Genomic DNA, 13,433 nt, shown 5'->3' with positions numbered 1-13,433 from the left:
CTATTCGCGCGGCAGCGCGCGGACGCCGGTATCGTTGGGCAGCCGCTTCGTTTCGCCGCCGTCTGCCGATCCGCCCTGCGGGCCAGCGAGCCGGGCGAGGATGTCGTCGGCGCTGCTCGATCCCTCCAGCAGCCCGGCATTGCGCAACTTGGCGTCGAGATCGGCGCCGGTGCGCATGTCTTCGAGTTCGGCGGAGGCGCGGAACTTCTCGTCGCGGATCGCCTGCTGTTCCTTGATCCGCTTCAGGCTGTCCGCCGCCGATCCCATCGACGACAGGGTGCCGCCATAGCTGGCCGCGACGCTGGCCTGTGCCTTCTGCACGCTCTCGTTGGCGCGGACGACCTCGACCTCACGCGACAGCGCCTGGATCTTGCCGTCGGACTGCTTGATGATACCGCGGATGCGGTCCTCGGCGGTGCGCATGTCGGCGATCTGCGGCGTCTTGGTCGCCTCCTCCGCCTCGATCGAGGCGAGCCGTTCGGCCACCTCGCGGGCCAGGTCCATGTCGCCGCGCTGCATCGCGGCGCGCGCCGAGCTTTCGTACTTGCCGCGCTGCGCGACCAGCCCTTCCAGTTCCTTCTCGATCAGCCGGCGGCGCGCGGTCAGCGTCGCGAGATCGTCGCGCGCCTTGCCCTGCGCGGCATGGGCGTCGCGGATTTGCTGGTCGAGGATGACGAGCGCCCGCTTGTCGACGGCCGCCTGCCCCGCTTCGTGCGCGGTGCCACGGATCAGGGTGACGAGCTGTTTCCACATGGTACGATATCCTTCAGGCGGCGAACGCGGTACGCAGATCGTCCGCGGCGGAGATGGCGTTGTCGGCCAGCACCCGCAACTCCAGCACGATCATCTCGATCGGCGAGGCGGCGGCGAGTTCGCCGACCAGTTCGTAATAGTCGCGACCGTCCACCTCGGTGATCGCGAAGTTGGACAGCGGCACCACCTTCTGCGCCTTCAGGATGAAGCGGTTGAAGGCATCGGCACTTTCCTGCTCGTCGACCGGCCACAACAGCGTCGAGGCGACGATCTGGTCGCCCGCCGCGCTGAGGAACACCGCAAGATCGCCATGCTCGCGCATCGTGACGTGCAGCACCGGCTCGTCACCCGCCAGCGGCTGGACCGCGAATTCGCCGTCATAGCCGCGCAGCGCCGCCGCCAGTGCATCGATCGTCCAAGGCTCCGACAAATCCCGTCCCTTTCCATGGCTGTCGCTTGACACACCAAGCACGACACCGCAGCACTTGCAACATGGGGAAGCGCGATGACGATCACCGCGGACAATGACCGGACGGCGGAACGTGGCGGAGCCGCGCCGGACGGGTGGGCTGGCTGTCGTGCTGCGCCGATTGTATCTTGCCGCCAGCGAACTGCATCCCGGCATCCTGTTCGCGCTGCTGCTGGCGCATATGGCAACCAGCCATGTCGCGCTGCGGCTGGCCGGCGAGGCCGATCTGCGTTCCCCGATCGCGTTCATCTACTGGTATGCGACGACCGCCTCGACGGTGGGCTATGGCGATCTGTCGCCCAAGGGGGATGCCGGCCGGTTGTTCGCCGCCTTCTGGGTGATGCCGGGGGCGATCGCGCTGTTCACCACCGCGATCGCGCGCACCTTTGCCGGGCTGTCCCAACGCTGGCGTCGCCGCCGCCTCGGGCTGGGCGACTATAGGGCGATGCGGGGGCATGTCGTCCTGATCGGGCACGAACCCGCGCGCACCGCGCGGATGGTCGCCGAACTGGCCGCCGACGGGCGGCGTGACATCGTGCTGGTCGCGACCGAGGAACTGCCTGGTGACGATCCCGCCTTTCGCTATGTCCGGGCCGGCAGCCTGACCGCGCCCGCCGACCTGCACCGCGCCGGTATCGCCACCGCCGCGCGCATCGTCGTCTACGCCACCACCGACGCCGAGACACTGGCCGCGACGCTGGCGGTGACGGCGTTGAACGACGATGCCCATATCGTCTGCTTCCTGCGCGACGGTGATACCGCCCGACTGCTGCACGCGCATTGCCCGGCGGTGGAAGTGGTGCTGACCCCGACCGTGGAACTGGTGGTCAAGGCATTGAGCGACCCCGGATCGAGCCATCTGCTCGCCCAACTGGCCAGCCACACCGATACCGGAGCGACGCTCTATGCCTGCCGGGCGGATGGCGGGGGCGGGTATGACGAGGTCGCCGGGCGATTGCGCGAACGCGGCGCGGTGCTGGTCGCCAGTTGTCCGGCGGGTGCGAATACACCGCGGTTCGATCTCGATCGACGGATCGTCGACGGCGATCGCCTGTTCTACGTCGCCAAGGAGCGGCTATCGTCATGATCTGGAAATCACTCTTCGGCCTCGACCAACGTCCCGCCACCGCCCGGCTGGCGGAGGTGCGCAACATCACCATCGGCCGCACCGTCCGGCTGGACGCGCTGGCGTGGCGGATGCTGGAGAATACCGGCTTCCGTCTGGAACGCGACACGCTGGAGATCACCGCGCAGGGCGTCATCAAGCTGGACGACGGCAGCCACGTCCACCGTTTCTATACCGACGACGAACTGATGCTGCAGGCCGTCAGCCAGCAGGCGGACGGATCGGACGCGGACGATTTCACGCTGTTCCGGCCGTGGTCGAGTACCTACCCCGCCGGGCGCGGCGACAAGGAGGCGTTCCTGCAGCGGATGGCGAAGGCGCGCTGGGACGAGGACGGCCTGCCCCCGTTCGATCGTTTCTGGTATGACGAGGACGACCGCGACCAGCCGCCGGTGCAGCTATGGGAAGCGGTCTATTACGAACGCGATGCCGACCCGGTCCGCCACATCCGCCAGACCTGCATGCTCTATTCCCGCGACCTGCAACCGGCCGGCACGGAACTGCTGCTGGCGTTGGCGATGGAGCCGGAGGGCGGGGATTACACGCACGAGATCATGGTCGGCCTGCCGCTAGGTTTGGCCGAATTCAGCGCCTGAGGGGGAAACATGGACTATCTCACGCACGGCTTTCTGGAGGGCGCGGGACATTTCGTCGTCGCCTTCGGCCTGGCCTGCCTGCTGCTGGCGGTGTTCAAGCGGCTGTACCAGATGTCGACACCCTATGACGAGGCAAGCCTGATCGCGGCGGGGAATGTCGCCGCGGCCGTTGCGCTGGGGGGCGCGATCATCGGCTTCGCGCTGCCGCTAGCCTCTGCGCTCAGCGTGACGGCCGACCCGATCGAGTTCGCCGTGTGGGGGGTGCTGGCCGGGGCGGTGCAGATTCTCGCCTCGCTGATCGTGCGGCGCTTCGTCGTGCGGGACATGACTGCCCGGATCGAGGCGGGTAATGTCGCCAGCGGCATCTATCTGGCGGCGACCTCGATCGGCGTCGGGTTGCTCAATGCCGCCAGCATGACCTATTGAGGGACGCGTGATGGATACTTCCTCCCGCCCGCCGGCCCGCCGGCGTATGCGCTCCGCCGCCGCTGGTCTGACGGCGATCGGATCGGTCGCGATGCTCACCGGGTGCGACCCCAGCCCTGAGGAAATGTCCCGGAAACAATTCGGTCCACCGACCGAGGTGGCGGCGTTCAAGTCCGTTAGCGAATGCGTTGCCGCTGACGACTATACGCAGGCGCAGTGCGAGGATGCGCAACGTACCGCCGCCAACGACGACAATCGCACCGCCCCCCGCTTCGCCGACAAGGATATGTGCGAAGCGCAGTTCGGCAACGGATCGTGCCAGCCGCGCAATGATGGCGGGCAAAGCTTCTTCGCCCCCCTGCTGACGGGCTTCCTGATCGGGCAGATCGCGAACGGGGGCGGCTATCGCTACGGCGGGCTGTACCGCGACCGTCGCGACGACCGTTATTATACGGGTTCGGGCGCGTGGCTGTACAATGGCGGCTATGGCGGGCGGGGCTATCGCTATCAGGTCGGGTCGCAGGCGATCAACGCCCCGGTCACGACCTCGCGTATCCAGACGCGCAGTTCGGTGGTATCACGGGGCGGTTTCGGCGGCCGGTCAAGCTCACGCGGCGGCTGGGGCGGATAGGGCCGTATTGGAAGGTCGCCGCGCAAGTAATTGATACGCGGCGGATCAGGCCGGCGTTGACGCTGCCGATGAAGAACCTAGGGTTCGGGCATCGTCACGCCGGAGGGTGCCATTCATGAACCGTCGCCATTTTCTTGCCGGGAGCACCGCCGTCGGCGTCGCTACCCTGTCACCGCTGACCCGGCTGGCCGCTCAAACGCCTGCCGCCACGACGGGGCCGGGCGACGCTCGCCTGACCGCGACGTTCGATGCCATCCTTGCTGAGACGATCAAGGAAGCGCCGGAATTCGCGACCGCACTCGGATTCGACAAGGGGGCGAACGCCTCACTGAAATACAAGCTGGGGGATGATTCCGCCGCCGCCCGGGCACGGTCGCTGGCGCGGGCGAAGCGGAACGCGGCGCAGTTGCGCGCGATCCCCACCACTACCCTGTCACCCGCCGCGAAGGTGGACCGCGATGTCGTTCTCTATTCGATCGACCAGCAGATGGTCGGCCCCGAACGCTTCGACATCGATACGCCGATCCGCCCGTACCGGATCACCCAGCAAGGCGGAGCCTATTTCTCGCTACCCGATTTTCTGAACTCATCGCACACCATCGCCACGACGGACGATGCCGAAGCCTATCTGGCCCGGCTGGAGGCGATGGCGGGTGCGCTCGATACGGATAGCCGCGAACAGGAGGCGGAGGCGGCACGCGGCCTGCTCGCTCCCGGTTTCTCGCTCGATCTGGCGCTGGGCCAGATGGTTGCGCTGCGCAGCCCTGCCCCGGCCGACAGCAGTCTGGTCGGATCGGTGGTCCGTCGTGCCGCCGCCGCGAAGCTGACCGGTGATTACGGCCCCCGTGCCACGACCATCGTGCGCGACAAGGTCTATCCCGCACTCGACCGCCAGATCGCGCTGATCCGCCGCCTGCGCCCCTCCGCCCGCGACGCCGCCGGGATCTGGGCGGTGGCGCAGGGCGACGCGATCTATGCCGCCGCGCTGGCAGGTGCGACGACGACCACTCTTTCCCCTGCCGACGTGCATCGCATGGGGCTGGAACAGGTCGCGGACCTGACCGCGCAACTGGATGCGATCCTGAAGGGCCAGGGAATGACGACCGGCAGCGTCGGCGCGCGGCTGACCGCCCTCAACGCCAGCGCCGCACAGCTTTATCCGGACACCGCCGCCGGTAGGGCCGATCTGATCGCGAGCCTCAACAGCGGCGTCCGCGCGATGCAGGCAAAGCTCCCAAGGGCTTTCATCAACCCCGCTGACGCCCCGCTCGAAATCCGGGCGGTACCGATCGAGATACAGGACGGTGCGTCGAACGGTTACTATTCGCGTGCGACGCTCGATGGGTCGCGGCCGGCGATCTACTGGATCAACCTGAAAAGCGTCGGCGACTGGCCGAAATATACGCTACCCAGCCTGACCTATCATGAAGGTGTGCCCGGGCATCACCTCCAGATTTCCACCGCACAAGCGGCCGATACGCATGTGCTGCGCAAGATCAGCTTCTTCGGTGCCTATCTGGAAGGCTGGGCGCTCTATGCCGAACAACTGGCGGACGAGCTGGGTGGCTATGCGGGGCCGATCGAGCGTGCCGGTTACCTGCAATCATTCCTGTTCCGCGCCGCGCGGCTGGTGGTCGACACCGGCATCCACACGCAGCGGTGGAGCCGGGAGAAGGCGACCGATTACATGGTCGAAACCGTCGGCTTCGCGCGCGGCCGTTCGCAGCGGGAAATCGAGCGATATTGCACGATGCCGGGCCAGGCGTGCAGCTACAAGATCGGTCATGCCAGCTGGCTGCGCGCGCGCGCCAATGCGCAGCGTATCGCCGGCGACAAATTCGATCTGCGCCAGTTCCACGAGGTGTTGCGGAGTGGTGCGGTGCCGCTGGTGATGCTGGAGGCGATGGTCGAGGAACAGGCACGGGCGATGGCCGCTCGCGCCTGATCCCTGTGGTGTCACCTGTGAAGTTGAACAGAGGGATCATCGATTGCTCCCCGCCGATGATCTGCTAACGCCCTATTATAAGACAAATGGGATGTGGTGATGCAGGTAGGGCGGCGGGAATTCGTGGCGGGGGCGGGTACGCTCGCGATGCTGGGCGGCGGACAGATCGCGGTCGCGGCGGACATATCGCCTGCCGCGTCGCCCCGGCTGCGCGAGCGGCTGGCGACATGGCGGTTCCATCTTGGTCACGCCGCCGATCAGGCACAGGACTTTGATTTCGGCCGCAATCAGCGCACCTTCGCCAAGGCCGGCGCAGCGACCGCCGAGGCGGCGATGGCTGGCTTCGACGATAGCGGCTGGCGCATGGTGCGCGTGCCGCATGACTGGGCGGTCGAACTGCCCTTCGCTCCGCCCGCCGCCCCTGCGCCCAAGGACAGCGAGGACGCAGTCGCCGCGCACGGCTTCAAGGCGATCGGGCGGGCATTCCCGGCGAACAGCGTCGGTTGGTACCGAACCGCGATCGCCGTCTCGCCGGATGATCGCGATCGCAGCATCTGGCTGGAATTCGACGGCGTGTTCCGCGACTGCATCGTGTTCGTGAACGGCTATGTCGTTGCCACCAACGAGAGCGGATATGCGCCGTTCGCCGCATCGATCGGCGATTTCCTGAACTATGACGGCAAGCCCAATGTCGTGGCGGTGCGGGTCGACGCGTCGCTGGGCGAAGGCTGGTTCTATGAAGGCGCCGGCCTGTACCGCCATGTCGATCTGGTCCGCGCTGCGACGGTGCACGTCCCGCAATGGGGCAGCGTCGTGCGTAGCGAGGTCACCGGCGACGGGGCCACCCTTCATACCGGGCTGGAGGTACGTAACGACGGCACCGCCGCGGTCGATGCCATCGTTCGCCAGTCGATCGTCGCCCCCGACGGGCGCACGCGCACCCCCCTGCCCGACACCGCCGTCCGGATCGATCCCGGCGCGACGGTGACCGCCGAGGCGAGCGCGGCGTTGCGCGCACCGGCCCTGTGGTCGACCGAAACGCCGCATCTGCACCGGCTGGTCAGCGAAATCGTGGTGAACGGCGCGGTCGTCGACCGGTACGAGACGCGGTTCGGCATCCGCGTGATCCGGTTCGATGCGGCGCGTGGCTTCCTGCTCAACGGCCAGCCGACCAAGCTGCTGGGTACCTGCAACCATCAGGATCATGCCGGCGTCGGCACCGGCATTTCCGATGCGCTGCACGCGTGGCGGATCGATCAGGTGCAGGCGATGGGTTCCAACGCGTGGCGTAACGCGCACAATCCGCCCGCGACCGCGCTGCTCGATCTGGCCGATGAAAAGGGCCTGTTGATGATCGTCGAGGCGCGGCGCAACAGCAGCGATCCCGTGGCGATGGACGAACTCGACCGCATCGTGCGGCGTGACCGCAACCATCCGTGCATCATCGCCTGGTCGCTGGGTAATGAGGAACCGCATCAGGGCACGGATCGCGGCGCGCGGATCACCACCGCGATGCAGGCGGCCGTACGCAAGCTGGACCCGACCCGCCCGACCACCTTCGCGCTGGACAACAGCTGGGACAAAGGCGTCGGCAAGGTCGTCGACGTGGTCGGCTTCAACTATCGTACCGACCAGATCGAGGCGTTCCACACCGCGCATCCCGACGTGCCCGTCTATGGATCGGAAACCGGCAGCACCGTGTCGACGCGCGGCGCCTATGCCAATGATCCCGCCGCGCATATCGTGCGCGCCTATGACACCGAGCATCCGTGGTGGGCATCGACCGCAGAGGCATGGTGGACGATCGCGGCGACCCGGCCCCATATTGCCGGCGGCTTCATCTGGACCGGCTTCGACTATCGCGGCGAACCGACCCCCTATGCCCAGTTCCCCAGCATTTCGAGCTATTTCGGCGTGCTCGACACCTGCGGCTTCCCCAAGGACAATTTCCATTACTACCGTGCATGGTGGCGGCCGACAGAGCCGATGGTCCACCTGCTGCCGCACTGGACCTGGCCGGGGCGCGACGGGCAGCCGATCGAGGTGTGGGTCCATGGCAATTGCGCGGAGGTGGAACTGCTGCTGAACGGCCGTTCGATCGGGCGCAAGCCGATGCCGCGCAATGGCCACTTGGCCTGGATGGTGCCCTATGCGGCCGGTCGGCTGGAAGCACGCGGCTATGATCGCGGCCGCCGGGTAGCGGCCGACGTCCGCGAAACCGCCGGCACGGCTGCGCGGATCGAACTGGTTGCGGATCGCCGGTTACTGACGACGACGGGTGACGACGTCGCGATCATGCGCGCAACGATCCTCGATGCACGGGGACGGCCGGTACCCGATGCGGATCATCTGATCCGGTTCGCAGTCGTCGGCGATGCGGCGGTCATCGGAGTCGGCAACGGCAATCCGACCAGTCTGGAACCCGATCACGCCAGCGAACGCCGCGCCTTTCACGGGCTGGCCCAGGCGATCGTGCGAGCGGGGACGAAGGGTGGACCGATCGCGATCCGGGCAACGGGTGACGGTCTGGGGGAAGGCCGCATTTCGTTGCTTGCCAAACCGGCCTGAATTCTCTCTTACGCCCGCAATCGATTTATCATATTTAAAGTGGCGGCTGGCGCAGATCGGCCGTTGGGGGGGAGATTTTTAATGAACCGCAAGGCATTCCTACTGGTCGCTGTCAGCATGGCGGCGATCCTCGATGCCGCGTCGGCACAGGCGCAGGCACCGGCGCAGACCGGGACCGCGCAGAGCAGCCTGGGCGGCACGACCAGCGCGTCGCCAACCGCCGGGCCCGCCAGCGTATCCGACCAGACGCCCAGCGATCAGGCACCGGTCGATCCGGCAGCGGGCGATCAAGGCGCTGGCGACGACATCGTCGTCACCGGTTTCCGCCAGTCGCTGCGCACCGCGATCAACCAGAAGCGCAACGCCGACCGGGTACAGGAAGTGCTGTCGGCCGAAGACCTCGGCAAGCTGCCCGAGGCGAGCATCGCTGAAGCATTGGCCCGCCTGCCTGGTCTTGCCACCAACCGCGACCGTGGCAACGGCACGCAGATTTCGATCCGCGGCCTCGGTCCCGATCTGGTCAACACATTGCTCAACGGTCGCGAGATCGTCTCCGCCGAGGCCAATCGCAACATCCGCTACGAACAGTTTCCGGCCGAGATGTTGAACGGTGCGTCGGTCTTCAAATCGCCGACCGCAACGCAGGTAGAAGGCGCGATCGCCGGGCAGGTCGACCTTCGCTCGGTGCGCCCGCTCGATCTGCAGAAAGGCCGGATCGCAATCAATCTGCGCGGGTCGTACAACGACGTGGCCGACGACATCGCCGATGCCAAGCCGTTCGGCTATATCGGCAGCATCTCCTATGTCGGGCAGTTCGCCGACGACACGCTGGGCATCGCGCTTGGTTATTCCGGCCGGCGTCAGGCCAATGCGACGGTGCGCACCAACATTTTCCGCCCGACCAACAGCTTTGCCGACCTTAACGGCGACGGACAGGGCAACGACAACATCCCATTCGGGTTCGAGGCGCTGGTACGCGGCGGTGACGACGTTCGCCACGGCGGGGTCGCGGCGGTGCAATGGAAACCGGCGGGCGGCAATATCGAGGTCAATGGCGACTTCTTCTACAGCCACGTCAAATTCGACGAAACGCAGCGCGGGGTGCGGGCCGAGGGGCTGCCGTTCGGCAACGGCTTCGCCAATCCGACGCTGGTCGGCGGGTTCGTCACCGGCATCACCGCGACCAACACCGGTGTCGATTTCGGTCTCGACGTGCGCAACGTGAACGAGATGTTCCGCTTCACCGACGATCTCTATGCCGGCGGCCTGAACGCCAAGTGGAGCAATGACGGCTGGACCATCACTACCGACGCCGGTTACTCCACCACGCACCGCGACCAGCGGTTCGTGACGCTGCGCACCGAATATTCGGCGACCGCCAACGGCTTCACCTTTCAGGACCGGTTCGGCATCAACGGATCGTTCCTGACCAATCCCGGTGGCGTGCCGACTTATGCGTTCAACCGCGACCTGACCGATCCATCGGTCAACCGCATCTCCGAATTCCAGATTCCGACCAATGGCGGCGGCGCGCCGCTCATCAATGACGAACTGTTCTCGTTGAAGAGCGACGTGACGCGCGAGGTTGGCGGGTTTATCGCCAATGTATCGGCGGGCGCCCGCTTCACCGACCGCCGCAAGGACCTGACGCAGCGGACGCAGTTCGGTTTCATCGATGCCGCCGCCCGCGTCGCGGTGCCCGCCGACCTGATCGTCGGGGCAGTCCGTTTCCCCGGCGCCTATGCCAACCTTCCGCAGACGCTGGCGATCGACATTCCGGGTGCGTTGCAGCAGTTCTTCGGCACGATCGACCCGCAGGAATCGTTCTTCGACCAGTCATCCAGCTGGGTGGTCAAGGAAAAGACCTGGGCCGGTTACGTCCAGGCGGATATCGACAGCATGGTCGGCGACATGCCGCTGACCGGAAACATCGGCGTCCGCGCGGTGCGGACCAGCGAACGGTCGAGCAGCACGGCAATCGACGGTCAGGGTGCCATCGCTACCGCAACGCCGTTCAGCGTAAAGAACAGCTTCACCGACTGGCTGCCCAACCTCAACCTCACGCTGAAGCTGAACCCGGAGATGCAGGTTCGCGTCGGCGCCAGCAAGGCGCTCGCGCGGGCACCGCTCGACAGCCTCAATGCCGGCTTCGGCGTGTTCACCAGCGGTGGTACGCCGTCGGCGACCGGTGGCAATCCCAACCTGGAACCGTTCCGTGCCAAGCAGCTTGATCTGACGTGGGAATGGTATTTCGACCGGGACAGCGCGCTGACGGTATCGGGTTTCTACAAGGACCTCGACACCTATATCTTCAACTCGGTCACGCCCTATGTCGTCACCGATGCCGGCGGCAACCAGATCACCGGCACCTTCACGCAGCCGCGCAACGGCCAGGGCGGCAAGGTGAAGGGGGTCGAGGTGCTGTTCCAGAAGGCGCTGACCTTCCTGCCCGCGCCGCTCGACGGGTTCGGCGTGTACCTCAACTATTCCTATACCGACAGCAAGATCACGGTGGCGGAGGCGGACAATGCGATCGGTTCGCTGGGTCTGCCCGGCCTGTCGAAGCATGTCGGCAACGCGACGCTCTACTACAGCAAGAGCGGGTTCGAGGCGCGGGTCGCCTATCGCTATCGCAGCGCCTATGTCACCGAACTGGGCGATACCGACCGGCTGCTCTACACCCGACCCGAAGGCGTGCTGGATTTCCAGACCTCGTACAAGTTCGGCGACGATTCACGTCTTCGCGGCGTGGAACTGCTGTTGCAGGCGAACAACCTGACCGACGAGCCGTTCGAAACCTATTACGGGGACAAGCGCCTGCAAGGCAGGTACGAAAAGTTCGGCCGCCGCTTCATGGCCGGTATCGGGTTCGGCTTCTGATGCCGGGCCTGTTCGCCACTCTTGCCCTGCTACTGACCGGGGCCGCGCCAGCCGCAGCATTGCCACCAAAACCAGCGGGCGGCCTCTATCTCGGGGCCGACCTGTCCTACGTGAACGAGATGGAGGATTGCGGCGCGATCTATCGATCGGCGGGCAAGCCGGTCGATCCGTTCGTGCTGCTCGCCGGCAAGGGCGGCAACATCGTCCGCGTCCGCCTGTGGAACGACGCGACGTGGACGAAGTACAGCGACCTCGCCGACGTGACGAAGACCATTCGTCGCGCGCGGGCGGCGGGAATGCAGGTGCTGCTCGACCTCCATTATTCTGACGACTGGGCCGATGGCGACAAGCAGATCGTGCCGGCCGCCTGGGCGAAGCTGGATACGTCGGGACAGGCCAAGGCGCTCTACGATTACACCCGCGACGTGCTCGGCAAGCTGGATGCGCAAGGCCTGATGCCGGAGATGGTGCAGGTCGGCAACGAGACCAACCCGGAACTGATGGCCGGCCCGAAAAAGGCGATCGACTGGACACGCAACGCGACGCTGCTGAATGCCGGGATCAAGGCGGTGCGGGATGCGGGCAGAACCGCCCGGATCAATCCGCGCATCATGCTCCACATCGCCCAGCCCGAGAACGTCGAGCCATGGTTCGACGACGCAACCGCCGCGGGAGTGATCGATTACGACGTGATCGGCATCAGCTATTACAAGAAATGGTCGACCCGCTCGCTGGCCGAGATGGGGCAGACGATCGCGCGGGCGCGGGATCGGTACAAGGCGGACGTGATCGTGGTCGAGACAGCCTATCCGTTCACCATCGACAATGCCGATACCTCCCCCAATCTGCTCGGTGCCGACACGCTGGTCGCCGGCTATCCGGCAACGCCGAAAGGGCAGCGCGACTATCTGATCGCGCTGACCCGAACGGTGGCCGCGTCGGGCGGCATCGGCGTGGTCTATTGGGAACCGAACTGGGTCTCCACCCGCTGCGGTACCCGGTGGGGCAAGGGATCGAACTGGGAGAATGCCGCCTGGTTCGACTATAAGCGGCACGAGGCGTTGCCTGCCTTCGACTTTCTGCGACACGATTATCGTGGGAAACGCTGATCGACCGTTACGAAGTCGGATGACAGGATCGATGCGGAATGACATCGCAGGGCGATGGTCGCACGATCCATCATGACCCATGCCCGGCCGCGCAGCGCCCCCGACGGCGGCGATGCCGGGCACAACCTGACCCGCACCATGCTCGATACGCTGGGCAAGGCGATCGTCACCGGCCGCTACGAAGACCGGCCCTTCCCGACCGAGGCGGAAATCGCCAAGGCGCACGGCGTCAGCCGATCCGTCACGCGGGAGGCGGTGAAGATGCTGACCGCCAAGGGCATCGTCAGCGCACGGCCGCGGCAGGGCACGATCGTCCGCCCGGTCGCGCACTGGAACCTGTTCGACGTCGATGTCCTGCGCTGGATACTGGATCGAAAATTCTCGATCGACCTGCTGATCCATTTCAACCAGTTGCGGCTGGGGATCGAGCCGGAAGCAGCGGCCCTCGCCGCCCGCCTCCACGACGCGGCCCAGATGCAGGCGATCGATGCCGGCCTGCAACGGATGAAGGACGCCGAGGCGGGCAGTGACGATCCCCTAGACGCCGATATCGCGTTCCATGTAGCCATCCTGCACGCGGCGCATAACCCGTTCTACGCGCAGTTCGAGGAGGTCGTCGCCACCGCGCTGCGCACGTCGATCCGCTTCACGAACAAGGCCAAGGGCCGCAGCGCCAATATTCCCGAACATGCCGCTGTCGCCCGCGCTATCGAACGACGCGACAGCGACGGGGCCAGAACCGCGATGCGCCGGATCATCGGGGACGTACTCGACCTGATCGACGTGGCAGGCCGACGCTCGCCCTCCCGTCATGACTGAAGCCATTTGATCCACTCACCATAGGGGTGGCAGGTGGCGAGGTGGTGGGTGGTGCCGCCGGGCCAGCAGGTGAGCATCAGGCGGACCTCGCGGCGGCATTCGGTCCACTCG

Annotated in this window: 11 protein-coding genes; 9 read left to right on the top strand and 2 right to left on the bottom strand. The window is 66.1% G+C overall.

All coding sequences use genetic code 11. The features are described from left to right. Both ABD719_RS11275 and ABD719_RS11270 read right to left on the bottom strand, forming a co-directional pair. Positions 1 to 753 carry a PspA/IM30 family protein gene (locus ABD719_RS11275; RefSeq protein WP_344693481.1) on the bottom strand — a complete coding sequence of 251 codons (753 nt, stop codon included), beginning with the start codon at positions 751 to 753 and terminating at the stop codon, positions 1 to 3. A 13-nt stretch (positions 754 to 766) separates the two neighbouring features. Then, positions 767 to 1,183 carry a YjfI family protein gene (locus ABD719_RS11270; protein WP_344693480.1) on the bottom strand — a complete coding sequence of 139 codons (417 nt, stop codon included), beginning with the start codon at positions 1,181 to 1,183 and terminating at the stop codon, positions 767 to 769. Positions 1,184 to 1,295: 112 nt separating this feature from the next. Between ABD719_RS11270 and ABD719_RS11265 the strand changes: the two genes are divergently transcribed. From ABD719_RS11265 to ABD719_RS11225, 9 genes are all read left to right on the top strand, one after another. Further along, the gene (locus tag ABD719_RS11265; protein ID WP_344693479.1) at positions 1,296 to 2,309 is read left to right on the top strand and encodes a potassium channel family protein; all 1,014 of its coding nucleotides are present in this window, start codon (positions 1,296 to 1,298) and stop codon (positions 2,307 to 2,309) included. Next, entirely contained in the window at positions 2,306 to 2,944 is a 639-nt protein-coding gene (locus tag ABD719_RS11260; RefSeq protein WP_344693478.1) for a DUF2491 family protein, read from the top strand. Before ABD719_RS11265 ends, ABD719_RS11260 begins: the two co-directional genes overlap by 4 nt. Positions 2,945 to 2,953: 9 nt before the next feature. Beyond that, on the top strand, positions 2,954 to 3,370 hold the full coding sequence (locus ABD719_RS11255) for a DUF350 domain-containing protein (RefSeq protein ID WP_344693476.1): 417 nt from the start codon (positions 2,954 to 2,956) through the stop codon (positions 3,368 to 3,370). Between the two features lie 10 nt (positions 3,371 to 3,380). Next, positions 3,381 to 4,001: a DUF1190 domain-containing protein gene (locus tag ABD719_RS11250; protein ID WP_344693474.1), complete on the top strand. Its 621-nt coding sequence runs from the start codon at positions 3,381 to 3,383 to the stop codon at positions 3,999 to 4,001. Between the two features lie 115 nt (positions 4,002 to 4,116). After that, on the top strand, positions 4,117 to 5,946 hold the full coding sequence (locus ABD719_RS11245; RefSeq protein WP_344693472.1) for a DUF885 domain-containing protein: 1,830 nt from the start codon (positions 4,117 to 4,119) through the stop codon (positions 5,944 to 5,946). A 99-nt stretch (positions 5,947 to 6,045) separates the two neighbouring features. After that, complete coding sequence (gene galA / locus ABD719_RS11240) at positions 6,046 to 8,514, top strand: beta-galactosidase GalA (protein ID WP_344693471.1); 2,469 nt, start codon at positions 6,046 to 6,048, stop codon at positions 8,512 to 8,514. A gap of 81 nt (positions 8,515 to 8,595) precedes the next feature. After that, the gene (locus ABD719_RS11235; RefSeq protein WP_344693470.1) at positions 8,596 to 11,394 is read left to right on the top strand and encodes a TonB-dependent receptor; all 2,799 of its coding nucleotides are present in this window, start codon (positions 8,596 to 8,598) and stop codon (positions 11,392 to 11,394) included. Further along, the gene (locus ABD719_RS11230) at positions 11,394 to 12,503 is read left to right on the top strand and encodes a glycoside hydrolase family 53 protein (RefSeq protein WP_344693469.1); all 1,110 of its coding nucleotides are present in this window, start codon (positions 11,394 to 11,396) and stop codon (positions 12,501 to 12,503) included. The genes ABD719_RS11235 and ABD719_RS11230 overlap by 1 nt, the downstream gene beginning before the upstream one ends. Positions 12,504 to 12,575: 72 nt before the next feature. Then, entirely contained in the window at positions 12,576 to 13,322 is a 747-nt protein-coding gene (locus ABD719_RS11225; RefSeq protein WP_344693467.1) for a FadR/GntR family transcriptional regulator, read from the top strand. Positions 13,323 to 13,433 lie beyond the last annotated feature (111 nt).

The organism is Sphingomonas cynarae, from assembly GCF_039537815.1.
Lineage (GTDB): Bacteria > Pseudomonadota > Alphaproteobacteria > Sphingomonadales > Sphingomonadaceae > Sphingomonas > Sphingomonas cynarae.
The sequence above is the reverse complement of the archived record's forward strand: the minus strand, read 5'-3'. Positions and strand labels throughout refer to the sequence as shown.

Coding starts and splice junctions, on each gene's coding strand:
- ABD719_RS11275 (WP_344693481.1), bottom strand. CDS start 753: ATGTGGAAACAGCTCGTCACCCTGATCCGTGGCACCGCGCACGAAGCG.
- ABD719_RS11260 (WP_344693478.1), top strand. CDS start 2,306: ATGATCTGGAAATCACTCTTCGGCCTCGACCAACGTCCCGCCACCGCC.
- ABD719_RS11255 (WP_344693476.1), top strand. CDS start 2,954: ATGGACTATCTCACGCACGGCTTTCTGGAGGGCGCGGGACATTTCGTC.
- ABD719_RS11250 (WP_344693474.1), top strand. CDS start 3,381: ATGGATACTTCCTCCCGCCCGCCGGCCCGCCGGCGTATGCGCTCCGCC.
- ABD719_RS11245 (WP_344693472.1), top strand. CDS start 4,117: ATGAACCGTCGCCATTTTCTTGCCGGGAGCACCGCCGTCGGCGTCGCT.
- galA (WP_344693471.1), top strand. CDS start 6,046: ATGCAGGTAGGGCGGCGGGAATTCGTGGCGGGGGCGGGTACGCTCGCG.
- ABD719_RS11235 (WP_344693470.1), top strand. CDS start 8,596: ATGAACCGCAAGGCATTCCTACTGGTCGCTGTCAGCATGGCGGCGATC.
- ABD719_RS11230 (WP_344693469.1), top strand. CDS start 11,394: ATGCCGGGCCTGTTCGCCACTCTTGCCCTGCTACTGACCGGGGCCGCG.
- ABD719_RS11225 (WP_344693467.1), top strand. CDS start 12,576: ATGACCCATGCCCGGCCGCGCAGCGCCCCCGACGGCGGCGATGCCGGG.